The sequence below is a fragment of the Candidatus Accumulibacter sp. ACC007 genome (assembly GCF_907163205.1).
Lineage (GTDB): Bacteria > Pseudomonadota > Gammaproteobacteria > Burkholderiales > Rhodocyclaceae > Accumulibacter > Accumulibacter regalis.
Genome location: NZ_CAJQUD010000006.1, coordinates 222,227 through 246,256, shown reverse-complemented (window position 1 = coordinate 246,256; position 24,030 = coordinate 222,227). Strand labels below are relative to the sequence as shown.

The 24,030-nt window shown below is 60.6% G+C and carries 16 protein-coding genes, 2 tRNA genes and 1 riboswitch; of the genes, 12 read left to right on the top strand and 6 right to left on the bottom strand.

The genetic code is table 11. The features are described 5' to 3' along the window. Positions 1-196 precede the first annotated feature (196 nt). From dnaN to QZ634_RS14920, 6 genes are all read left to right on the top strand, one after another. Positions 197-1,327, top strand: a complete 1,131-nt coding sequence (gene dnaN, locus QZ634_RS14945) for a DNA polymerase III subunit beta (RefSeq protein ID WP_291989684.1) — start codon at positions 197-199, stop codon at positions 1,325-1,327. A gap of 64 nt (positions 1,328-1,391) precedes the next feature. Beyond that, on the top strand, positions 1,392-3,860 hold the full coding sequence (gene gyrB, locus QZ634_RS14940) for a DNA topoisomerase (ATP-hydrolyzing) subunit B (RefSeq protein WP_291989682.1): 2,469 nt from the start codon (positions 1,392-1,394) through the stop codon (positions 3,858-3,860). A 232-nt stretch (positions 3,861-4,092) separates the two neighbouring features. Then, a complete protein-coding gene (locus QZ634_RS14935; protein ID WP_291989680.1) occupies positions 4,093-4,857 on the top strand; it encodes a hypothetical protein in 765 nt (254 codons plus the stop codon). Positions 4,858-5,893: 1,036 nt separating this feature from the next. Next, on the top strand, positions 5,894-8,407 hold the full coding sequence (locus tag QZ634_RS14930; RefSeq protein ID WP_291989678.1) for a sodium-translocating pyrophosphatase: 2,514 nt from the start codon (positions 5,894-5,896) through the stop codon (positions 8,405-8,407). 119 nt (positions 8,408-8,526) lie between these two features. Continuing rightward, positions 8,527-9,291 carry a hypothetical protein gene (locus QZ634_RS14925; protein WP_291989676.1) on the top strand — a complete coding sequence of 255 codons (765 nt, stop codon included), beginning with the start codon at positions 8,527-8,529 and terminating at the stop codon, positions 9,289-9,291. 156 nt (positions 9,292-9,447) lie between these two features. Next, the gene (locus QZ634_RS14920; RefSeq protein ID WP_291989674.1) at positions 9,448-11,676 is read left to right on the top strand and encodes a 6-phosphofructokinase; all 2,229 of its coding nucleotides are present in this window, start codon (positions 9,448-9,450) and stop codon (positions 11,674-11,676) included. A gap of 86 nt (positions 11,677-11,762) precedes the next feature. On the opposite strand, the gene pyrF is transcribed toward QZ634_RS14920, so the two are convergent. Next, the gene (pyrF, locus tag QZ634_RS14915) at positions 11,763-12,599 is read right to left on the bottom strand and encodes an orotidine-5'-phosphate decarboxylase (protein WP_291989672.1); all 837 of its coding nucleotides are present in this window, start codon (positions 12,597-12,599) and stop codon (positions 11,763-11,765) included. A 122-nt stretch (positions 12,600-12,721) separates the two neighbouring features. Here pyrF and QZ634_RS14910 point away from each other — a divergent pair, with 122 nt between their 5' ends. The 4 genes from QZ634_RS14910 to thiC all read left to right on the top strand — a co-directional run bounded on the left by QZ634_RS14910 (position 12,722) and on the right by thiC (position 15,917). Next, positions 12,722-13,333 (top strand): toluene tolerance protein, encoded by a 612-nt coding sequence (locus tag QZ634_RS14910; protein WP_291989670.1) that lies wholly within the window; start codon positions 12,722-12,724, stop codon positions 13,331-13,333. Positions 13,334-13,349: 16 nt separating this feature from the next. Beyond that, positions 13,350-13,425, top strand: a tRNA-Ala gene (locus QZ634_RS14905). A 25-nt stretch (positions 13,426-13,450) separates the two neighbouring features. Continuing rightward, positions 13,451-13,526, top strand: a tRNA-Glu gene (locus QZ634_RS14900). Between the two features lie 263 nt (positions 13,527-13,789). After that, positions 13,790-13,889: riboswitch (TPP riboswitch) on the top strand. A gap of 111 nt (positions 13,890-14,000) precedes the next feature. Further along, positions 14,001-15,917, top strand: coding sequence for a phosphomethylpyrimidine synthase ThiC (thiC, locus tag QZ634_RS14895; RefSeq protein ID WP_291989668.1), 1,917 nt, complete (start codon positions 14,001-14,003; stop codon positions 15,915-15,917). A 235-nt stretch (positions 15,918-16,152) separates the two neighbouring features. On the opposite strand, the gene QZ634_RS14890 is transcribed toward thiC, so the two are convergent. Beyond that, positions 16,153-16,512: a DUF1840 domain-containing protein gene (locus QZ634_RS14890; protein ID WP_291989666.1), complete on the bottom strand. Its 360-nt coding sequence runs from the start codon at positions 16,510-16,512 to the stop codon at positions 16,153-16,155. Positions 16,513-16,701: 189 nt separating this feature from the next. Here QZ634_RS14890 and QZ634_RS14885 point away from each other — a divergent pair, with 189 nt between their 5' ends. Then, positions 16,702-17,424, top strand: coding sequence for a pseudouridine synthase (locus QZ634_RS14885; RefSeq protein ID WP_291989664.1), 723 nt, complete (start codon positions 16,702-16,704; stop codon positions 17,422-17,424). A gap of 16 nt (positions 17,425-17,440) precedes the next feature. Next, a complete protein-coding gene (locus tag QZ634_RS14880) occupies positions 17,441-18,355 on the top strand; it encodes a hydrogen peroxide-inducible genes activator (protein ID WP_291989662.1) in 915 nt (304 codons plus the stop codon). A 117-nt stretch (positions 18,356-18,472) separates the two neighbouring features. Here QZ634_RS14880 and QZ634_RS14875 read toward each other — a convergent pair whose 3' ends face one another. The 4 genes from QZ634_RS14875 to QZ634_RS14860 all read right to left on the bottom strand — a co-directional run bounded on the left by QZ634_RS14875 (position 18,473) and on the right by QZ634_RS14860 (position 23,968). Then, positions 18,473-21,061: a DNA topoisomerase III gene (locus QZ634_RS14875; RefSeq protein WP_291989660.1), complete on the bottom strand. Its 2,589-nt coding sequence runs from the start codon at positions 21,059-21,061 to the stop codon at positions 18,473-18,475. A gap of 211 nt (positions 21,062-21,272) precedes the next feature. Then, complete coding sequence (locus QZ634_RS14870) at positions 21,273-21,722, bottom strand: DUF494 domain-containing protein (RefSeq protein ID WP_291989658.1); 450 nt, start codon at positions 21,720-21,722, stop codon at positions 21,273-21,275. Between the two features lie 12 nt (positions 21,723-21,734). Beyond that, positions 21,735-22,826, bottom strand: coding sequence for a DNA-processing protein DprA (dprA, locus tag QZ634_RS14865; protein ID WP_291989656.1), 1,092 nt, complete (start codon positions 22,824-22,826; stop codon positions 21,735-21,737). A gap of 2 nt (positions 22,827-22,828) precedes the next feature. Continuing rightward, positions 22,829-23,968 carry a LysM peptidoglycan-binding domain-containing protein gene (locus QZ634_RS14860; RefSeq protein ID WP_291989654.1) on the bottom strand — a complete coding sequence of 380 codons (1,140 nt, stop codon included), beginning with the start codon at positions 23,966-23,968 and terminating at the stop codon, positions 22,829-22,831. Between the last annotated feature and the right edge of the window lie 62 nt (positions 23,969-24,030).

The window sequence follows — 24,030 nt, the reverse complement described above, 5'->3', positions numbered from 1 at the left end:
AGTCCGTGGAAAAAGAGCAAAGGAAAAGTGGACAAAGTGGGTAGAAGGGCCCTGTGGATAAGTTGTTCGATTTGGTCCACAGGAGGAAACAGACTTTTTTCAGTTCGAGAAATCTAGTCAAAGCATTGAATAAAAAAACAAATGGCAAAGTATCAACAGACTTGTTCCGACTATAGTCTTTATAGGATTTATATATATGCTTCTTATTAAAACAAGACGCGACACTCTGCTGGCACCCTTGCAGGCGGTTTCGGGGATAGTTGAGAGGCGTCACACGTTGCCCATTCTGTCGAACGTTTTGCTCGAAAAGCGCGGCGACGTCCTGACCCTTCTGGCAACCGACATAGAAATTCAGATCACCAGCTCTACGAGCGGAGCAACCGGCGATGGCGATGGCGCCGTGACCGTCGGTGCGAGGAAGCTGCAGGAGATTCTGCGTTCCCTGCCGGAAGCCGTCGAAGTGAGTCTGGTGCTGGACGACCGGCGTTTGCAGCTAAAGGCTGGCAAAAGTCGTTTCAGCCTGCAGACCCTGCCGGCGGACGACTTTCCATGCCTGGCGATGGCTGAGGGTGAAATCCGGCGTTTCAGTGTTCCGCAGAAGGAGTTCCGCAGCTTGTTGGCGCAGACTCAGTACGCGATGGCGGCTCAGGACGTTCGCTACTACCTTAACGGTCTGCTGCTGCTCGTCGATGGCAGCGAGTTGCGCGCCGTGGCCACTGACGGACATCGCTTGGCCTACGCCAGCATGCCACTTGAAGATTCGCCCGAGGCCCTGCGCGCCGAGGGAGCAGTGCGCCAGGAATTGATCCTGCCACGCAAGACGGTAATCGAACTCAACAGGCTGCTAAACGATAGCGACGAGCCGCTGGTCATCGAAATGCTGCCCAGCCAGATTCGCTTCAAGTTCGCGAATATCACTTTGGTCTCCAAGCTTATCGACGGTCGCTTCCCTGATTATGAGCGCGTCATTCCGGCCAGCCTGAGGAACGTGGTTTCGGTTAGCCGTGCCCAGTTGCTGCAGTCCATGGTCAGGGCGGCGATTCTGACCAATGAGAAATTTCGCGGCGTTCGCCTGATGCTGGGTGAAGGCAGTCTCAAGATCATGGCCGCCAACGCCGAGCAGGAAGAGGCGCTCGAAGAGATCGAGGTGGAGTACGACGGCGAACCACTGGACGTTGGTTTCAACGTCGCTTACCTGCTCGACGTGCTGAACAACCGCTCTGAAGAGACCATCGAGTGGGGCTTCAACGATGCTAATTCGAGCGCGTTGCTGACCATACCGGGCAACGAGCGGTTTCGCTACGTGGTCATGCCGATGCGCATTTGAGGTGATGCGAGGGCTCATGAGGAGCACCCGTGGTTAAACCGATGAAAGAAATTTTGGATCTAGAATGACTGAAGAAAACGAGCAACCGGCCTACGATGAAACAAGTATTCAGCAGCTGGAAGGCCTGGAGGCGGTTCGCAAGCGCCCCGGGATGTACATCGGTGACACCTCGGACGGCACGGGTTTGCACCACATGGTTTTCGAGGTGGTCGATAACGCCATCGACGAGGCACTGGCCGGTCACTGCGACGATATTGTCATCACCATTCATGCGGACAATTCGATCTCGGTGACCGACAACGGGCGTGGAATTCCTACCGGTATCAAGTTCGATGACCGTCACGAACCGAAGCGCTCGGCTGCCGAGATCGTCATGTGCGTGCTCCATGCGGGCGGCAAATTCAACCAGAATTCGTACAAGGTTTCCGGGGGGCTGCACGGAGTTGGCGTCTCCTGCGTCAATGCCTTGTCGAAATGGTTGCGCCTGACCATTCGCCGCGACGGTCAAAAGCACTTGATCGACTTCAACCGGGGGAAGGTCGTCGATCGCCAGATCGAGATCCAGAAGGGAGTAGAGGTGTCGCCGACGAGGGTCGTCGGCAGCACCGAGAAGCGTGGCACCGAGTTGCATTTCATGGCTGACGAAGAGATCTTCGGCGTGGTCGAATTCCACTATGAAATCATCGCCAAGCGTCTGCGCGAGCTGTCGTTTCTGAACAACGGGGTCAAGATTCGCCTGGTCGACCAGCGCAACGGCAAGGAAGAGAACTTTGCCTTTCTGGGAGGCGTTCAAGGTTTCGTCGAGTACATCAATCGCAGCAAGTCGGTACTCCATCCGAACGTTTTCCACGCTGCCGGCGAGTCGATGAGCGTCAATGGTCCGATCAGCGTGGAAGTGGCCATGCAGTGGAACGACAGCTATGCGGAACAGGTGCTGTGCTTTACCAACAACATTCCTCAGGCCGACGGTGGAACGCACATGACCGGCCTGCGGGCAGCGATGACGCGGGTGATCAACCGCTATATCGAAGAAAACGAGATTGCCAAGAAGGCCAAGGTCGATATCGCCGGTGACGACATGCGTGAAGGTCTGGCCTGCGTGTTGTCGGTGAAGATGCCGGATCCGAAGTTTGCCTCGCAGACCAAAATGAAGCTGGTTTCATCGGAGGCGCGGCCGGCGGTCGAAGAGGTCGTGGCGGCCAAGCTGAGCGAATTTCTCCAGGAGCGGCCGCTCGACGCCAAGGTGATAACCGGCAAAATCGTTGAAGCGGCACGGGCACGTGACGCGGCTCGCAAAGCCAGGGAAATGACCCGACGCAAGGGCTTGCTCGACGGCGTCGGCTTGCCCGGAAAGCTGGCTGACTGCCAGGAGAAAGACCCTGCGCTTTGCGAACTGTATCTGGTCGAGGGAGACTCCGCCGGCGGGTCCGCCAAACAGGGTCGTGATCGCAAGTTCCAGGCCATCCTGCCGTTGAAAGGAAAGATTCTCAACGTTGAAAAAGCGCGCTTCGACAAGCTTATTTCGTCGCAGGAGATTGTCACCCTGATTACCGCGCTTGGTACCGGTATCGGCAAGGACGAGTACAAGCCGGAGAAGCTGCGCTATCACCGCCTGATCATCATGACCGACGCCGACGTTGATGGCGCACACATCCGTACGCTGCTGCTGACCTTCTTCTATCGTCAGATGCCCGAGTTGATCGAGAATGGCCATATGTACATAGCGCAGCCGCCGCTGTACAAGGTCAAGCACGGCAAGACAGAGCGCTACATCAAGGACGATCAGGCGCTCAAGCAGTTTCTGCTGACCCTCGCTTTGGAGGGTTCGGTGCTTACCCCGAAAGCCGGAGCGCCGGAGATTTCCGGCGCCGGTCTGGAGGAACTGGCGCGTGAGTATCTGCTCGCCGAGGCGGTCATCAACCGTCTGTCACACCTGATCAATCCCGAAGTTTTGCATGCCTTGATCGATGCCAATCTGAAGGTCGACGTCAGCGACCAGGGGGCGGCCACGGCGAGCGCCGTCGCTCTCATGCAAGCCGTTGGCGGAAAACTGGGAATCAACATTTTCGCGCGTTATGACGACGCCGAGGAACGCTGGCAGCTACGCCTCGAAAAGGTGCTGCACGGTAATCTCAAGGTCGGCGTCATCGATGACGATCTTCTGGTCAGCGGTGATTACGCGCAACTGCGCAAGACCGCCGAGATCCTGGCCGACCTGTTCGGCCCTGGCGGCGTGGTCGTTCGCGGTGAAAAGGAACAGGCCGTCGGCAGCTTCGCTGAAACAATGCAGTGGCTACTCGGCGAAGTCGAGCGTACGGTCACCAAACAGCGCTACAAAGGGCTCGGTGAAATGAACCCGGAGCAGCTTTGGGAAACGACCATGGATCCGAAAGTGCGTCGCTTGCTCAAGGTTCAGATCGAAGACGCGATCCGCGCCGACGAGATCTTCACCACCTTGATGGGCGAGTTGGTAGAACCCCGGCGCCATTTCATCGAGTCGAATGCCCTGGCGGCACGAAACATCGACGTTTGAGTAATGACCGCTGCGCTGGGTTTTCGGCAGGAAATGCTTCACACATAAATGCGCAAGACGAACGGGCAAAGTAAGTTCAAGCGGCTAGGCGCCGCCAGCCACAGCTCGTATAATTTGCACAATAGAGTCGTGGCCGCAACAAAAAATCCGCATGGGTCTATGTGTAACCATCGGCATCGTCCGTCGGTGGCACGTGGTCCATACAATCTCATTTTGGAGAAAGTACACAATCATGACGATACATCTCTACTTTTCGCTGGTCCCCGAAGCCCTGATCGCCTCAATGCTGGAACCTGAGCAGTTCGGGCAATACTACTCAACCGGCCATAGCTACAAATCCAAGGGACAAGCGATCTTCTTCGAGCTCGATCCAAAATTCCGTCATGAATTCTTCAACATTGATGAGGGTTTTGAGCGCTGTGTCGCGCACCCCGATGGCACCCCCAAGAACTCGGTCTATATTTCCGTTTACCGGGTGCTTGAGCACATTCCGGTGAGCGCTCTGGGCAAGCTGTATCTGGGCACCGCCTACGGACAGACACTGGGCTTGAGCCGCGCCGATTCGTTTCCGGCGAAGGCGAAGGGCTTGCACATGTACCAGGACCTCGCACCGATCAACAGCCTGGTGGTCAGCGCGCAGGACCCCAAGACTTACTATGAAAAGGTCACCAGTCAGCCCAACAAGTTCATTCGCTTCCCTGGCCTGTGCTTTGTTGAACTGGAACTAGGCGCACTGGCGACGGACCCGGGAGCTGGGGCCGTTGGCGATCTTCCGTACTCGTTTGTTCACCACCTCCGCGAGGCCTTGCTTGAAGTTGATCCGGCCGGCAAGCAAAGCAAGCTGGTGCATCGCGTGCACTCGCTTGAGTTCCCGTACCGAATGATCAAGAACGGTATCTATATCGGTAACGGTTCTGATCTCGTCTTCTACAAGATGCCTTCACATGAAGCGCTGCGCCAGGATCACAGCACTTGGTGGCGCTCGTGTAACCTGTAAGCGCTATTCAGAGAGGAACCGAGACGGAAGACTGTCTCGGTTTTTTTTCGCCAAGCAGCAGCTATATCGTGGTTGACGGGTTTGCAACGCCTGAAGGCCTTTGCCGAATTGGCCGGCAGGTAGTGGGCACCACGAAGACAAGCAGCGAAGACGGCGAGCTCCGCGAGCTACCGCTACGCCTCTCGGTTGATTGGCTAGTTGGTGTGTCACTTTGGCACTCCAGACTGCCGCTGCACGTGATGCGGCGAGGCGGCAAATAGGCTGCCACGTTTTCTCTCGACCGTTTCCTGCGGTTCGTCAGTCACGGACGCCATGGTCACGGCAATCACAGCAAGCTGGCCATGGGCCGAGATGGCAAGAGCATTAGCGATCGCGGCATAGACACAGCAGGAATTCGCGCTTCTCAGGCACGCGGGAATTCCCGTGCCACCTTCCAAGCCCCGTTACGCAGCACGGTCGGCGTTCTTGCCCCGTGACGGGACGGCAGCAGCCACACGTATCGAGTCACGAACGTTGAACTGACGTCCCGAAAAAAATAGTTGGTTCCCATTTGGAATCATGCGGCTTGTATGTTTCGTGAACTACCCGCAGAGGTGATTCATGACCTAGACGGCCGCCTGAAGCCTCTATTCTCGGGTGTCGCCGCGCAAGCATAGAATATTCGAAACGCGTTTTAAGAAGGCCTGAACGGATTATCGACTGCGGCTTCGAAAAGTGCGTCAGCGGCGAGAGAGTATGCGTTTGTTCTTTCCGTGTATGCGCTTAGTCGTCTCTATACATTGCCCATAACGCATTGATGTGTAATAGGGAAACTATTCGTAGTGACAGTTTGACCATGCCCGAAAAGCGTGCCGATAAGCCGCCAATAGCGCGTGAAAGGCGGTTCTGATAGGCGCCGCTGGGTACGCTTGACACGCCCTATTGGCGCGGAGATACTCGCCGCGGCGGTACTGAATCTCGAGTTCCCCTGCCCAGAAAACCGGACACTTCGAAGGATACAGCGAGCAAATATTAACTCTATCTGGACCCCACTAATATGACATTCGCTCACAATGCGCTGGCCCCTCCGCGCACCAGTTTCGCAACTTATCTGTTGTCGGCGTTACTTGTATTCTTTGCTGTGACGTCGCTTCCAGCCCTCGCCGCCACGGAGGGCCACGTCTCCGAAGTCGACCTTGTTCTTCCCGATCTGGCAGATACCGCTCTGGTGAGCTTCTTCGGTGGTATCTCGGGCTGGACACTGCTTTCCTACGGACTTCTCGTCGCTGTCGGTGGCCTCACCTTCGGTGCCGTCATCTACCGCCGGATTCGTCGCCTGCCGGTGCATCGCTCGATGGCCGAAATCAGCGAACTGATCTACGAGACCTGCAAGACTTACATGATCACTCAGGGAAAGTTCCTGCTGATTCTGCAGGCTCTCACCGCGGTTATCATGATCGGCTATTTCTATTTCGTCCAGCAGCTGGCGGTTTCCGAAGTGGCTACGATCCTGGCGTTTTCGGTGATCGGTATTGCTGGCTCGTTCGGCGTTGCCTGGTTCGGCATACGCATCAATACCCTGGCCAACAGCCGCACGGCATTCGCCTCGCTGGCCGCGAAGCCGTATCAGATTTACGCGATTCCGATCACCTCGGGGATCTCCATCGGCATGCTACTGATCTCCACCGAGTTGCTGATCATGCTCTGTATCATGCTCTTCATCCCGGCTTCACTGGCCGGCAAGTGCTTCATCGGATTTGCCATCGGTGAGTCGCTGGGCGCCGCTGCACTGCGCATCGCCGGCGGCATCTTCACCAAGATCGCGGATATTGGTTCCGATTTGATGAAGATCGAATTCGGCATCCAGGAAGATGACGCGCGCAACCCTGGGGTAATCGCGGACTGCGCCGGCGACAACGCCGGCGACTCGGTTGGCCCAACCGCCGACGGCTTCGAGACCTACGGCGTCACCGGTGTGGCACTGATTACCTTCATCATGCTCGCCGTGCCAGAACCGGCCGTCCAGGTCCAGCTACTGGTCTGGCTGTTTGCCATGCGTGTAATGATGATTGTCGCTTCGGGAATTTCATACTTCGGCAATCAGATGCTCGCGCGGCGTCTGTATGGCGACAAGCAACGCTTCGATTTCGAAGCACCGCTTACCTCACTGGTCTGGATCACCTCGCTCGTCTCGCTGGTGATCACCTTCATCGTGTCGTATCTGCTGATGGGACAGTTCGCTGTCAACGGCACAGCGTACGCGGACCTCTGGTGGCAGCTTTCGCTGATCATCACCCTTGGCACGCTGGCTGGTGCGATCATTCCGGAGGTGGTGAAGGTATTCACGTCGACCAACTCAAAACATGTGCGCGAAGTGGTGACCGCCTCCGAGGCCGGAGGCGCCAGCCTCAACATCCTGTCCGGACTCGTTGCCGGGTACTTCTCGGCATTCTGGATCGGTGTGATCATCGTCGGGCTGATGTCCGGTTCCTACCTCCTGTCGCAGTACGAGCTGACCGCGGTGATCAATCCCGACTCAGCCAAGGCCGCCATGATGGCCGCTGTGTTTTCTTTCGGGCTCGTCGCCTTCGGCTTCCTGGGAATGGGCCCGGTAACGATTGCCGTCGATAGCTACGGCCCGGTGACCGACAATGCACAGTCCGTGTATGAGCTGTCGATGATCGAGCAGGTTCCCGATATCGCTGCGGAGGTCAAGCGGGATTTCGGCTTTGATGTCGATTTCACGTCGGCGAAGTTCCTGCTCGAGGAGAATGATGGGGCGGGCAATACTTTCAAGGCCACTGCCAAGCCGGTGTTGATCGGCACCGCGGTGGTCGGTGCGACGACCATGGTCTTTTCGATTGTCATGCTGCTCACTGGCGGCTTGACCGAAAACCTCGACAAGCTGTCGTTGCTGCACCCGCCGTTTCTGCTCGGCCTCGTTGCCGGTGGCGCGACGATCTTCTGGTTTTCCGGCGCCAGCACCCAGGCCGTATCGACCGGGGCCTATCGTGCTGTCGAGTTCATCAGCACGCACATCAGACTCGATGCGGTGGTCAAGGCGTCGCCCAAAGACAGCAAGAAGGTCGTCGAGATCTGTACGATCTACGCGCAGAAAGGCATGTTCAACATTTTCATGGCGGTATTCTTCGGAACCCTTGCCTGCGCCTTCATCGAGCCGTTCTTCTTCATTGGATATCTTATTTCGCTGGCCATCATCGGTCTTTATCAGGCGGTTTTCATGGCTAACGCCGGTGGTGCGTGGGACAATGCAAAGAAGATTGTCGAAACCGAAATGCATGCCAAGGGAACCGATCTGCACAACGCTTCGGTGATCGGCGACACCGTCGGCGACCCGTTCAAGGATACCGCCTCGGTGGCCATGAACCCGATTATCAAGTTCACTACGCTCTTCGGTCTGCTGGCGGTCGAGATGGCGGTCGGCCTCCAGGCACAGGGACAGCAGGGAGTCGTAACTGCTCTGGCCGGGCTGTTCTTTGTCGTGAATCTCGTCTTCGTATTCCGTAGCTTCTACGGAATGCGCATTCTCGCCAAGAAGGCGACGGTGTAGCGGTACGCTACGTTCGCCATACATGGGGGCCCCGGGCGCCAGGGCTTCGCGGGGTATCGCCGACGTGGCAATAGCCAAGAACGTCGAATAAGGTCGACTATTTCAGGGAGGATTCAAACATGTCGGTGCATCTCTATTTTTCGCTGATTCCTGAAGCACTGATCGCGTCCATGCTGCCACCGGAGAAGTTCGGCCAATACTACGCCACGGGCCACAAGTTCAAGTCGAAGGGGCAGGCGTTGTTCTTCGAGATACATCCGTCGTTTCGCCATGACTACTTCGACATCGACGGTGCATTTGCGCGCTGCGCGGAGAAGCCGGATGGCACGCCGAAGAACTCTGTCTACATCTCGATGTATCGCGTGATGGAGCATCTCTCGATGGAGGCGATCGGCCAGCTTTACCTGACGACCGCGATGGGTGCGACGCTGGGCTTGAAGCGTGGCGAGGGATTGCCAAAACCCGACCAGGAGCGGCACATGTTTCAGGACCTGGCACCCATCAACAGCCTGGTGGTCAGCCTCCTCGAACCGGAGAAGTATTACGTGGACGTGACCACCCAACCATCGAAGTTCTTCCGCTTCCCCGGGATGTGTTTTGTCGAACTCGAACTTGGCCCGCTGGCGCGCGATCCCGAGAACGGCCAGGAAGGCGATCTGCCCTATTCGTTCCTGCTGCACCTGCGTGAAGCCTTGCTCGAATTGCGGCCAGGGTCGAAGCAGAACAAACTCGTGCATCGGGTGCACTCGCTGCAGTTCCCGTATCGAATGGTCAAGGGCGGCTTCTTCCTGGGCATTGGTGAGCAACTCGCTCACTACCCGATGCTCGCGCACGACGTACTGCGCAAGGATCACAGCAACTGGTGGCGTTCGGCCAACCTGTAACGCCAGAGGACTGTTTCACTTGATCTGGAAGAGTGTCTGCCTTTCGCCCCATCGACGATTGCGTGCTGCGCGCCATTGATTCTGACCGACTCTTTTTCCGCTTTTCGTGGACACCGGGAAAGCTCCGTTTCTAACAGTTGAAGGAAGATCGTACCGATGGTCAGCAATCTCTCGATCAGCATTGGCGTTCTGACCAGTGGCGGTGATGCTCAAGGCATGAACGCCGCGGTACGCGCCGTAGTCCGCTCGGCGCTGAACCTGGGTGTCGCTGTGCACGCCATTTTTGAGGGCTATCAGGGCATGGTCGATGGCGGCGACCGCATTCGCTCGCTGTCTTGGGACGATGTCGGGAGCATTCTCCACCGCGGCGGAACGATCATCGGGACTGCCCGCTGCCCCGCATTTCGCGAGCGGGAAGGCCGCCTTGCCGCGGCCAGAAACCTGCTCCGGCACGGGATCGACCGGCTGGTGGTGATTGGCGGCGATGGCAGCCTGACCGGCGCCAACCTGTTTCGGCAGGAGTGGGCAAGTCTCGTGGCAGAACTTGTCGAGCGCGGCGATATCGACGAGCTGACCGCGCAAAGGCACCCGGCGCTGATGATTACCGGGTTGGTGGGGTCGATTGACAACGACATGGTCGGTACCGACATGACCATAGGTGCCGATACCGCTCTGCACCGGATCGTCGAGGCCATCGACGCCATTACCAGCACTGCCGCCAGCCACCAGCGCACCTTTGTGGTCGAGGTGATGGGCCGCCATTGCGGCTATCTGGCGCTGATGAGCGCGATCGCCGGTGGTACCGACTACGTGCTCATTCCGGAGAGCCCGCCGCCAGAAAACTGGGAGCAGCAGATGTGCGATCTGCTGCGCAACGGACGGGCTGCCGGTCGTCGCGATAGCATCGTCGTCGTCGCGGAAGGCGCGTGCGACAACGCAGGCGGGCCGATCAGCAGCGACCGGGTGCGACAGGTGCTGCAAGACCGCCTTGGCGAGGACACGCGTGTGACTATCCTCGGGCACGTCCAGCGAGGCGGGACGCCGAGCGCCTTCGACCGCTGCATGAGCACGCTGGTTGGCCACGCGGCGGTGCAGGAGTTGTTGTCGGCCACCCCGGCAAGTGAACCCCAGATGGTCGGCATGCGCTACAACCGGGTACGCCAGGCACCGTTGATGCAATGTGTCGAGCAAACTCACACCGTGGCGCGCAAGATCGCTGAGCATGACTATGCCAAGGCGATGGAACTGCGCGGGAGCAGCTTCACCGAGATGTTTCAGACCTTCAAGGCGATGGCCGGTGCGCCGCCCAGCGTGATACCGCCGGCCCGCCCCCGTCGACTGGCCGTATTGCATGGTGGCGGGCTTGCGCCAGGCATGAATACCGCGGCTCGCGCCGCCGTTCGACTCGGACTGGACCGTGGCCACACGATGTTGGGGGTACGTGGCAGCTTCGAGGGACTCCTTGCCGGGCGCATCGAGGAGTTGAGCTGGGGCGACGTCGAGGGGTGGGCTGCCATGGGCGGCGCTGAACTCGGTACCACCCGGCAGGCGCCGACCGTCGAGCAGCTCTATACCGTCGCACGAGCGCTCGAAACGTACCGCATCGACGGATTACTGATCATTGGCGGCTGGCTGGCCTACAGGGTTGCCCATAACCTCTATAGCGAACGCGAGCGCTATCCGGCATTCAAGATTCCGATCATTTGCCTGCCGGCGAGCATCGACAACAACCTGCCCGGCTCTGAGTTGAGCATCGGCGCCGATACCGCTCTCAACGCCATCGTTCTGGCGCTCGACCGCATCAAGCAGTCGGCCATGGCGGCGCGGCGTTGCTTCGTGGTCGAAGTCATGGGCCGCTACTGCGGCTATCTGGCGCTGATGAGCGGCCTTGCCAGTGGTGCCGAGCGCATCTACCTGCCCGAGGAAGGGGTCTCGCTGAAGGACCTGCAAGCCGATGTGGAACGGATGATCGAGGGTTTTCATGGCGGTCGGCGTTTCTATCTCACGATTCGCAACGAGCGTGCAAACGCGCAGTACACGACCGATTTCATGTGCCGGCTGTTCGAGGAGGAAGGTCACGGCCTGTTCGACGTGCGCCAGGCAATCCTGGGTCACGTCCAGCAGGGCGGCAACCCCTCACCGTTTGACCGCGTGCTGGCAACCCGCCTGGCGGCGCATTGCATCGACTTCCTGACCCGCGAACTGGAGCGGGGTTCGGCTGCCGGTGCCTATATCGGCCTGGTCGAAGGCAAGGTGATGATCTCTCCAATCAACCGCATGCATGATGTGGTCGACCTGGAACATCGGCGGCCGACGGAGCAATGGTGGATGGACTTGCGGCCGGTCATGCAGGGGATGGCACGGCCAGCCGCGGAAGCGAGTTAACCAGAGACCGCGTCGATCGTGTTTTACACGCTCCGGACAGCGCCAGCCAGCTATCAGCGACGTTGCTGGCGTGCGCACGGTGGTTGTCAGCAGTCAGCCTCAGGCGCAGGGTGGCGATGGACATTGATCGCATGGCGAGTGTCCAGAGCAACGCGCCGTGCCGCCTGCGCGAAGTCCTCACCGCTGCCGGCATAGAGGATGGCGCGTGAGGAATTGATCAGCAGGCCGTCGCCGTGTGCCGTACGGCCGGCGCGGACGGTTGCCTCGATGTCGCCGCCCTGCGCACCGATACCCGGAACGAGTAGCGGCATGTTGCCGCTCAGTTCGCGAACGCGGGCAATTTCGCCGGGGAAGGTGGCACCGACGACGAGTGCGCACTGACCGCCCTGGTTCCATTCCTGGCTGACCAGGCGGGCGACCCGCTCGTAGAGCTTTTCGCCACCGACGTCGAGGAACTGGAGGTCGCTGCCGCCGGGGTTCGAGGTTCGGCAGAGCAGGATAACGCCCTTGTCGGCGTATGCCAGATAAGGTTCGATCGAGTCGCGCCCCATATAGGGGTTGACGGTGAGCGCGTCGGCTTTGAAGCGTTCGAAGGCCTCTATGGCGTATTGCTCGGCGGTGCTGCCGATGTCGCCGCGCTTGGCATCGAGGATCACCGGTATCGTCGGGTGAGCGTCGTGGATGTGGGCGATCAGGGCCTGTAGCTGGTCTTCGGCACGCTGAGCGGCGAAATAGGCGATCTGCGGCTTGAACGAGCACACCAGGTCGGCGGTGGCGTCGACGATTGCTTTGCAGAAGGTAAAAATGGCGTCTGGCTGACCCCGCAAGTGGGCGGGGAAGCGCGCCGGGTCGGGGTCCAGGCCAACGCAGAGCAGGCTGTTGCGGTCGTGCCAGGCAGCGTTGAGAGCGTGCATGAAGTTCATCGGACAACCATCACTCTTGGCAAAAGCTGCATTCTAACGGCCGTGACTCGAGCCGACACAGGTGATTGCGCCTGGTGTTCGCCGAAAAAGGTAGACTCGAGGCTTTCGCGTGGGGAAGCCCTTTGAAGAAGCTGGAGCACGACGAGTACCTTGCCATGCGCGCGGGAGCCGAAATCCTCGAGGCGGATGGCTTTGGCGACAAGGTCCTGCGCCTTGCTGACGGAACGATCCTCAAGCTCTTTCGCCGCAAGCGACTACTCTCTTCGGCAGCCTGGTCGCCCTATGCGCAACGCTTCGCCGACAATGCCGAGGCTCTCCACCGGCGCCACATAGCGGCGCCGGTGATCATCGCCGTGTGGCGAATTCCTTCGATTGGCCGCGATGGCGTGCACTACCACCCGCTGGCCGGCAAGACGCTGCGTGAGATGCTGCGCGAGGGCTTTGACCCGGCTATCGAGCCAGGCTTGAAGGGGGCGTTCACGGACTTCGTCATTCGCTTGCACCAGGCCGGTGTCTATTTCCGCTCGCTGCATCTCGGCAACGTGGTCTACACGCCCGATCAGCAATTCGGGCTGATCGACATTTCCGACGCGCGCATCGGACGGCGTTCGCTGAGCAAGCAGTTGCGCGCGCGCAACCTTCGCCGCCTGCAGGAGATCGAGGGGGAGCGAGACTGGGTCGATTTCTCTGCGGTGATGAACGGCGCTTTACAAGGCCCGCCTCGAACCCTATAATGCGCGCTTCTTTCGAGGGGGTATAGCTCAGCTGGGAGAGCGCTTGCATGGCATGCAAGAGGTCCGCGGTTCGATCCCGCGTACCTCCACCAGCAAGTCGAGAGATTGCTGTTCCGGGTCCCCATCGTCTAGAGGCCTAGGACACTACCCTTTCACGGTAGGTACCGGGGTTCGAATCCCCGTGGGGACGCCAGGGCCACTGCAGTTCTTGCAGCGCGCCATGCACAAGATCAACGCTTGTTTTTGCCGTACCGGGAAACCGGTGCGTGGAAGTCGGCGACCTGTTCGTGACTGCCCTATCCATTGCTCGCGACCGCGGGCAACTTCGACCTTGATTTACGAATTTTCCGACGAGCGCCGGATAGCCACTTCGCGTCAGTGCGCTTTCGCGAGCGATGAGTGCTGCCGGACGATATCGATATTCTTGCTAAATGCCAGCAGTTCCAGTAATTTGGGCACTCACGTTGGGGGTGCCGCGCGGATCACGCTGTGGCTGAGAGAGTCCCTTCGAACCTGTACGGGTCATGCCGTCGTAGGGAAGCGGAGCGCACGGGGTTTTCAGGGTGCGCAGGGTGTTGTCTTCACTCCGTCTCGCTCGTCTCGCTGGCCCCTTGCACGCTGCACGCTTGCGTAGCGCTTTTGCCGTACCCCTCTGCAAGGAAACACCATGAACGCTAACGAGAAATTCATCGCCGCTGACGCTCAAGTCGACCAGGCGGCGATCCAGCCCTTGCCGAATTCCCGCAAGATCTACGTCACTGGTAGCCGCGCCGATCTGCGCGTACCGATGCGTGAAATTTCTCAGGCCGATACCGATACCGCGTTTGGTGGCGAGAAGAACCCGCCGATTTACGTCTACGATTGCTCCGGACCGTACTCGGATCCGCAGGCGACGATCGATATCCGCCAGGGCCTGCCCGCGCTGCGCGCGCAGTGGATTGCCGAGCGCGGTGATTGCGAGGCGCTAGGCGACCTGAGTTCCGATTTCGGGCGTGTGCGCGCCGCCGACCCGGCTCTCGACGAACTGCGTTTTCCCGGCCTGCAGCGCCGGCCGCTGCGTGCCAGGAGCGGCGCTAACGTCAGCCAGATGCACTACGCCCGGCGCGGCCTCATCACACCGGAAATGGAATACATCGCCATCCGCGAGAACAACAACCGTCGCGTCTACGTAGAGCAACTGAAGGCTTCCGGGGCGCAGGGCGAACGCTTCGCAGAAATCCTTTGCCGCCAGCATGCGGGCAACAGTTTCGGGGCCAGTATTCCGGAGGAGATCACGCCGGAGTTCGTGCGCTCTGAGGTGGCCCGCGGGCGGGCGATCATTCCCTGCAACATCAATCACCCGGAAAGTGAGCCGATGATCATCGGTCGCAACTTCCTGACCAAGATCAACGCCAACATCGGCAATTCGGCGTTGGGTTCGAGCATTCAGGAAGAAGTCGAGAAGATGACCTGGTCGATCCGCTGGGGCGGCGACACGGTGATGGATCTGTCGACCGGCAAGAATATTCACGAAACGCGCGAGTGGATCATTCGCAACAGCCCGGTGCCGATCGGCACGGTGCCGATCTACCAGGCGCTGGAGAAAGTCAACGGCAAGGCCGAAGACCTGACCTGGGAGATCTTCCGCGACACCTTGATCGAGCAGGCCGAACAGGGCGTGGACTATTTCACCATTCACGCCGGCGTTCTGCTGCGCTACGTGCCACTGACCGCCAGCCGGCTGACCGGCATCGTCTCGCGCGGTGGTTCGATCATGGCCAAGTGGTGCCTCGCGCATCACCGGGAGAGTTTCCTGTACACGCACTTCGAAGAGATCTGCGCGATCATGAAAGCCTACGATGTCGCTTTCAGCCTCGGTGATGGCTTGCGTCCCGGCTCGATCTACGATGCCAACGACGCAGCCCAACTGTGCGAGCTGAAGACGCTGGGCGAACTCACCGACATCGCCTGGAAGCACGACGTGCAGGTGATGATCGAGGGGCCGGGCCATGTTCCGATGCACATGATCAAGGAGAACATGGACCTGCAGCTCGAGCAGTGCAAGGAAGCACCTTTCTACACGCTTGGCCCTCTGACCACTGATATCGCGCCCGGCTACGACCACATTACCAGCGGCATCGGTGCGGCGATGATCGGCTGGTTTGGCACCGCCATGCTCTGCTACGTGACGCCAAAGGAGCACCTCGGCTTGCCGGACAAGGACGATGTCAAGGTGGGGATCATCACCTACAAACTGGCGGCGCACGCTGCCGACCTGGCGAAAGGCCATCCCGGCGCGCAGATTCGCGACAACGCGCTATCGAAGGCACGTTTCGAGTTTCGCTGGGAGGATCAGTTCAACCTCGGCCTGGACCCCGACAAGGCACGCGAGTTTCACGACGAGACGCTGCCCAAGGAATCGGCCAAGGTGGCGCACTTCTGCTCGATGTGCGGTCCGCACTTCTGTTCGATGAAGATCACCCAGGAAGTCAGGGAGTACGCCGCAGCGCAGGGAGTCAGCGAGGCGCAGGCGCTGAGCAAGGGGATGGAGGCGAAGGCGATCGAGTTCGTCAAGGCTGGCGCCGAGGTGTATCGGAAGGTCTGAGTGCGGGGCTACGGAGCGGGTGGCGGTCGACAACACACCCTACGACGCCTGTCTGCAAGTCCTCGCGGCGGCTTGCCGTTTGCCGTTTGGCCGCGGCGCGTCCGGGCAGGTGATGTGGTCAACCGTGCGTGGTTCGGCAAGGCGACGACGCCACTGATGACCTGATGATCGCCATCAAGATCGCGAGCCAAAGCGGCGATCGATGATGCGGCGGCAGAAGCGAGCCGCGGGCCCCCTAGAAATCCTTGGCCGCTTCCCAGAGAATGTAGCCGTCCTCCTTGCGCGTCCACTCCAGGAGTTCGATCAGCGGAAAGGCGCGCTGGGCCAATCCGATTGGCGGACCGTCGGCCCTTTGATCGTCGTTGCTGTCGTCATCTTGGGCGGGGGTACCGGCTTGAGGGGGAAGCGTTTCGGTGCCGCGGCTACCGCCGCCGGCAACGGCGCGCCGCAGGCGTTCGATGGCTTCGGGCAACTGCTCGCTGGTAATCACGCCGCGCGCGGTGCAGTCCTTGTGCAGGATTTCGAGCAATTGGCGGGCGGCCGGAGAGAACATCATGATCTGCCCGGAGGTGCTCGAGTTGAATTTGACCAGCATGCTCGGCTTCCCTTCAGCTTGGGTTCAATGCCTTCCATTGTCCTCGCTGCTGCGGGGAAGAACAATAGCCGCCGATGGGACGGGGCGCTGGGTCGTGTACACTGCGGACATGAGTACAATTCTTCCCTCCCGGAAAGCTCGCTGGCCGCTGCGCACCTTGGTTTGCTGTGTCACTCTTGAGCGGCACCGATGATCGAACTGGAGCGTCTGCTGCGCTCGCAGGGCTTTGGTAGCCGGGCTGACTGCCGCGCACTGATTCGCTCGGGGAGCGTTAGCGTTGCCGGGCAGCCCTGCGCTGATCCTTTTGCTCGCTTCGAGGCGGAGGGGCTGCGCTTTGCGGTAGACGGCGTTGCCTGGCTTTATCGGCGTTTCGCGTATTTGGCCCTGCACAAACCGGCAGGCCATGAATGCTCGCAGCGACCTTTACACCACCCCAGTGTCTACTCGCTGCTTCCCGACCCTCTCATCAAGCGCGGCGTGCAAGCGGTCGGTCGGCTCGACGAGGACACGACCGGGTTGCTGCTGTTGACCGACGACGGTCAGTTCATTCACCGGTTGAGCTCACCAAAAAAAGCGGTGCCCAAGGTCTATGAGGTGACAACGCGGCATGTGGTCGACGAGTCACAGATGAGTGCGCTCTTGAGCGGCGTGGTGCTGCATGACGACCCCGAGCCGGTTGCCGCGCAGGACTGCACTCTTCTCGGTGGGCGCTGCCTGCGCTTGACGGTGACGCAGGGTCGCTATCATCTGGTCAAGCGCATGCTTGCTGCGGCCGGCAATCGGGTGGAGGCATTGCATCGGACGAGCATCGGCGGTTTCAGCTTGCCGGCGTCGCTCGAGGTGGGGCGGTGGATGTGGCTGGAAGCGGCGGAAGTGGCACTGCTGGCGGCCGACAAGGGTGGCACTTTCTGAAACGGGAGGATCGGCAGTGACCTTGACCGAGTTGCGCTACATCGCGACGTTGGCGCTCGAGAAGCACTTCGGCCGGGCCGCGGAGAAATGCCACGTCAGCCAGCCAACCTTGTCGGTGGCCTTGAAGAAGTTCGAGCAGCGCTACGGAGTGATTCTCTTCGAGCGCTCGTCGGCTGAAGTGCGCTTGACGATGCTCGGCGAACAGGTTGCCGTTCAGGCGGAGCGGGTTCTGGACGAGGCGAGCAGGCTGAAGGAACTCGTTGAACAGGGCAAGGACCCCTTGCTTGGACCGTTGCGCCTGGGGGTCATCTACACCATCGCGCCATACCTGTTGCCCCGCCTGATTCCGGCTTTGCACCTGCGTGCGCCGCGGATGCCGCTCTTCCTGCATGAGAATTTCACAGTAAACCTGAGCGCGCAGTTGCGTCGCGGCGAACTTGACGTGATTGTCGTCGCCTTACCATTTGCGGAAGCAGGGATCGTTTCGCGGGTGGTTTACGAGGAGCCTTTTTGCATGGTCTTGCCGAGCGGGCATGGGCTGACGCAGAAAACCCTGATCGACCCCAATGAGGTGGCGTCCGAGAACCTGCTCCTGCTCGGCAACGGCAATTGCTTCCGCGATCAGGTGGTCCAGGCGTGTCCGCAGCTTTCCGGCCCAGGCGGTACCGACGGGGCTAGCGAGGGAAGCTCGCTCGAAACGGTGCGCTACATGGTGGCCAGTGGCGCCGGTATCTCGGTGGTGCCGGCCTCCGCGGCGGCGTCGTGGCCGCGTGATGACCTGTTGCTGGAGTTCCGCAATTTCAGCGAGCCGGCACCGCTGCGCAAGGTGGTGATCGCCTGGCGGGCGAGCTTCCCGCGGCCGCAGGCGATCGACGTCTTGCGTGCGGCGATCCTGGACGCACCGCCGCTCGGAGTGATTGTCCGCGGATAGTGGCCGGAGAACGGCTTTCCGGCCGAGTAATTCCGGGGCTGCCGCTCGCCGCGCTGCTGTTTCACGTGAAACAGCAGCGCAACAAGGCAGCAAGGCTGCCTTGTTGCGGGTGTGCTCCTAGTTGGCCACCTTCTTGCGTGTGCTGGCGCTGGTTTTTTCGCCGGCTTCCGGCGTGTTGTTGTCAGTCTTCGCAGTGGCCACTCGGGGCTTCCTGGTCGTTGCCTTGGGTTCCCGTTTCTCGAACTCGAAGCCGACTTTTCCATCGGCGCCGCGGACCAGATACGCCGAGAACTTCCGACGTGTGCGAGCCGAGACGAAGCCGCGCAGGAGGTCGGTCCGCCCGGTACTCAGCAGCTTCTGCATCTGTTCGGGTTCGATCTGCTGCTGCAGGATGATCGTTCCCGATCGGAAGTCGCAGCTCTTGTTCGGTCCCTGCGATTTCTCGCAAACGTAGGCCATGCCGTGCGCGAATACTCGTGCGCCGCACTTCGGGCAGGCGCCCTGGGCTTCGCTTTGGGAGAAGTCGACTTCTTCGGCTGCGTCCCCAGCGCTTCCCTGGCCGAAGTCGAACTCAGGGGCGTTGTCGGCGTTAAGTTTGATGATCGCGTTGAAAGGGCGTCCCATCTTGTTGCGGAAGCCGGTCAACGGGCCGATCCTGCGTTCGGTGAGTAGCTCCTCGATCTCGCTACCTTCGAACTGGCGGCCGGCGACGATCTTCCAGAGTGCGAAGTCGCAGGCCTGGCACTGAAACTTCTTGTAGGTTTCCTTGATAAGACCGCTGCACTTGGGGCAAGGGGTCTTCAGTTCGCCGAAGTCGCCGGGGATGGTGTCGCTATCGTAGCTCTTGGCGCGAGCAACGATGCGCTCGGTCATTGCCGCGATCTCGCCCATGAATTCCTTGCGCGACATTTCGCCGCTTTCCATGCGCGCCAGCTTCCATTCCCATGCCCCGGTCAGCTCGGGCGCCGTCAGCTCGGGAATGCCGAGGCCGTTGAGCAGTGTCATCAGCGAGAAAGCCTTGGCCGTCGGCTGCAGTTCGCGGCCGTCGCGGTGAAGATACTGTTCGGCGATCAGGTTCTCGATGATTTGCGCACGTGTCGCTGGCGTGCCGAGGCCGCGTCCAGCCATCGCCGCGCGCAGCTCCTCGTCGTCCATCGACTTGCCCGCGCCCTCCATGGCCGTCAACAGAGTGGCCTCCGAGTAGCGGGGAGGCGGCTTGGTTTCGTGTGCGTTGAGGAGAACCTCGTCGCCATGAACGATTTCATTGGGCTGCACGGCGACGAGATTGCCTTCGCTGCCTTCCTGCGCGTCGCGGCCATAGACCGCGAGCCAGCCGGGATTGACCAGGACCTTGCCTTCGGTCTTGAATGGCTCGCCCTCGACGCGCGTGATGCGCGTCGTGATCAACGATTCGGCCGCGGGATAGAAAACGGCGAGGAAACGCTTGACGACCATGTCGTAGAGCTTCATCTCCGGTTCGGAGAGGTGTCTTGGCGCCTGCAGGGTCGGGATGATCGCGAAGTGATCGGAGATCTTGGCGTTGTTGAAAATGCGCTTGTTCGCGACGACCCACTGGCGAGCCAGGATGTTCGATGCAAAAGGCGCATAGCGGGCCAGGGTGGCTTCGTCGCTCCCTTTCGTGACTCCCTCGCCGGTGAGCATCGACAGCGTTGCCCGGACCGTTTCAAGGTAGTCCTCGGGCAGTGCCCGGGCGTCGGTCCGTGGGTAGGTCAACACCTTGTGCTTTTCGTAGAGCGCTTGCGCCAGTCCGAGCGTGGCTTTCGCCGAAAAGCCGAAACGGCCGTTGGCTTCGCGTTGCAGGCTGGTCAGGTCGTAGAGCAGCGGCGACAGCTGCGTAGAGGCCTTGGACTCTTCGCTGACCTCGCCGTCCCGGCCGGTGCATTTTTTCTGTAGTGCGATGGCGCGCGCTTCGTCCCACAAGCGGTCGGCACGTGCATGTTCGTCGTTGTCCTTGCCCTTGTACTTCTCGTCGAACCACTTGCCACGGTAGTCGCCGGCGGCACAAACGAAGAGCGCCTCGACTTCCCAGTAGGCGCGCGGCTTGAACTTGCGAATGCGGTCTTCACGGTCAACCATAAGCGCCAGCGTCGGTGTCTGGACGCGGCCGACGGTCGTCAGGTGGAAGCCGCCGGTCTTCGAGTTGAAGGCGGTCATCGCGCGCGTGCCATTGATGCCGACCAACCAGTCCGATTCCGAGCGGCAGACGGCCGCATCGGCCAGACCGTGCATTTCGGCGCCGCTGCGCAGGCGGGCGAAGCCGTCCCGGATAGCCTGTTGGGTCATCGACTGTAGCCACAAACGTTCTACCGGCTTGCTGTTCTTGGCGTGTTGGACGATGTAGTTGAAGATCAGCTCGCCTTCGCGCCCAGCGTCGCAGGCGTTGACCAGACCGTCGACATCCTTGCGCTTGATCAGGCGGACCAGCAGTTTTAGGCGCGCCTCTGTTTTCTGAATCGGCTGCAACGCGAAGTGCGGCGGGATCACCGGTAAATGGGCGAAAGACCACTTGCCGCGCTTGACCTCGTACTCCTCGGGGCAGGCCAGTTCGAGCAGATGTCCGACGGCGGAGGAGAGTACGTAGTCGTCACTCTCGAAATAGTCCTCGTGTCGAACGAAGCCACCGAGGGCGCGTGCGAGGTCAGCGGCGACGGAGGGTTTCTCGGTGATGATCAGTTTCTTGCTCATGGGGTCTTCATCAGTCCGGGAAAGTGGCCAAAATGCGGCTGGCCGGATGGCCCAACACTACAGGGTTCGGCGGGCCATGATAAGAGCACTCTACCGCCCTTGGCAAGCAAGGCGGGCGGCAGTGCTGTTCGCGGTAGGGTCGCCGAAACCGCTGCCTGCCCTGCCGTCGCCGGAGCGGTAGCAGCGTCCTGGTAGCGAAGGCGCGCGGTGCTCAGTGCAGCAGTCTGTGGTCACCGTCGTCGAGAAGTTCCTCGACGATCAGGGGCTCGAGCGCCTGCTCGCGACTCCAGAGGATCATCAAGACGATGATCTTGAACTTGCCCAGAGGTACCGGGTCGTCCTCGAGGAGCATCGCGCCCTCGACGACCAGTTCGCGCAAAGCGGGCGCCAACATGTCCGCCGCTTCGAGGAAGGCGATGAAAGCGAGGCAGTCCGGGCCAAGTTTGCGTTGCTCCTCTGGCAGGTAGACGCGTAGCGCGCGTTGATCGCGTGGCCGCTCAATGAGTGGCGTCGTTTTCAGGCCGTCCAGCCAGCCCAGGGCGACGGTGATCGCCTCTTCTTCGAAACCGACGGCGCTCAAGCGCCGCTTCAGCATCTTGCTCTTTGGGCGGGTGCTGAAGTCGTGATAGTTCTCGAAAAGGTAGACCAGAATGTCGATCATCAGAAAAGGCTCTCAGGCTTGGCAAATGCGTTGGTAGCGGCCGCCTGGCAGAGTGGCGACCTGACCATCCAGTTCCAAGTGGAGGAGCATCACCGAAACGACGTCAGCCGTCAAGCCGCTGCGCTCGACCAGCTCGTCGAGGCTGCAGGGATCGAATCCCATGCTTGGCAGTAGGCCGCTGCCTTGCGGAGCAGGGTCGTCAGGGCTCGCGGAGGTCGTCGCCGTCAGCAGTGGCCAGGTGAGCTCGTCGAGGACGTCCTGAACGGTTTCTACCAGTTTGGCACCTTCTCTGATCAGTTTGTGGCAGCCGCGCGAATGCGGCGAATGAATCGATCCCGGAATGGCGAATACCTCGCGTCCTTGTTCGGCCGCAAGGCGTGCGGTGATCAGCGAACCGCTGTCGACGGTCGCTTCGATGACCAGGGTGCCGCGCGAGAAGCCCGCGATCAGGCGGTTGCGGCGCGGGAAGTTGGCGGCGGCGGGTGGCGCGCCGAGTGGAAACTCGGAAACGACTGTGCCTCGGGCGGCGATATCAAGGGCCAGTTGCTGGTTGGCGGCAGGGTATAGGCGGTCGATCCCGGTGCCGATGAAAGCCACCGTGCTTGCCGACGCGCGCAGCGCGCCGCGATGCGCAGCAGCGTCGATACCCAGTGCCAGGCCGCTGGCAATCGTCAGTCCGGCTTCGGCCAGGGCGGCGGCGAAGCGCTCGGCGTTGTTGACCCCTTGGGGAGTTGGGTTGCGACTGCCCACGATGGCCAGCGCCGGCTGGTTGAGCAGATCGATGCGACCACGGACATAGAGCAGCGTCGGTGGATCGGTAATCTGCAGCAGGGCTTGCGGATACTCGCGGTCGGCGAGGGTGAGCAGCTCGTGGTCAGGCGCAGCGGACCAGGCCAGGGCTCTTTCCACCCCTGCGCGATTGTCGGCAGCGAGGAGCAGGCTGGCCGCCTTGTCGCCAACAACGCCGACAATGGCGGCGCGATCCGCTGCGAAGATGGCTTCTGGAAGCCCGAAGGCGTTGAGCAGTTTGCGCTGGGTCTTGCCGCCAACACCCGGAATCAGGGTCAGTCGCAACCAGGCGGCGAGCGACTCGCCGGTGTCCATTTCTAGGGTGTGCGGACGAAGTCGTTGATATCTACCGTGCCTTCGGATTGCACGACCAGGCCATAGGAAATTCGTTCGAAGCTTCGGAAGACGAAAAGCAGGCCAATGCGTGAAGGCGGAATGTCTACCACCGCCTTGTCACCCTGCTCGTCGCGTTCATGAATCACGCGATTACGTTCGAGAGCCAGCACGTGTCCGATCTCGATGCCATCGGTGGTGCCACGGTTGATCGAGATGATCGAGCCGCGACCGGCTGCGTCGACGCCGCCATAGACGGAGATCACGCGGCCATCGACGGCGAAATCAGGCTTGTGCGGAACGTAGGCGATCAGCGGCGGCGGCGTCGCTGGCAGAAGGCGATCGCCAAAGCCGACTTCCTGCGTGGCCGAGCGCACCTCGAAGGTCGCCGGGTTGCCCGGTTGCAGCTGCTTTGCGGTGCCCAGGTAGAAGGCTTCATAGCCCAGTATGTCGTTGCTTTCCGGGTCACGCAAAGGCTTGCCGTTGCGGTAGATCTTCCAGTCGCGATGGGCAGGGTCGGCATTGGTTACGTAGGCCAGGTCGCCGTTGCCGAGAAAGACCCGATCGAGTTGCGTGGCGACGATGCGTGCGGCGGCGTCGAGTGCATTCGCTTCGACGATCAGTGGGTCGGAGAGGAAAGGCCTGATGACGTTGGGCGGAATCGCCGGAATCGCCTGCTCGTTCATTTCGGAATGAATTTGCGGCTCCAGCCGGCCACTCTGCAGACGCAGGAAGGCGTTGCCCTGCGCGTCACGATCAAGGACGATCACGTCACCGGGATAGATCAGGTGCGGGTTCCTGACTTCCTGCCGGTTCATCCGCCAGATCTCCGGCCAGCGCCAGGGCTCCTTGAGGAAAGCCCCCGATATTCCCCAGAGCGTGTCACCGGGTACGACCACATGTCGGGTGGGGGCGCTTTCGGCCAGCAGCGGGGCTTGCCCGGCGGCCAGGCACAGCGCGCTGACCGTGGCCAGAATGAACGCGGATATAATGCGGATCATCATGTTATCCTCGTACGAGCCCTCGTACATGGCGGTGTGGCGAGATAGCGGCGTGGCGGCGTAATGCTCCGGCTGCAGGGTTTGCCCCAGTTCGCTGCTGGCCGCGTCTATGGCCGAAGTCATCGTGCGCCCGACGCAACAGGCGTTGGAATACTCAAGACACTACATTAGATTCTGCACGTAGT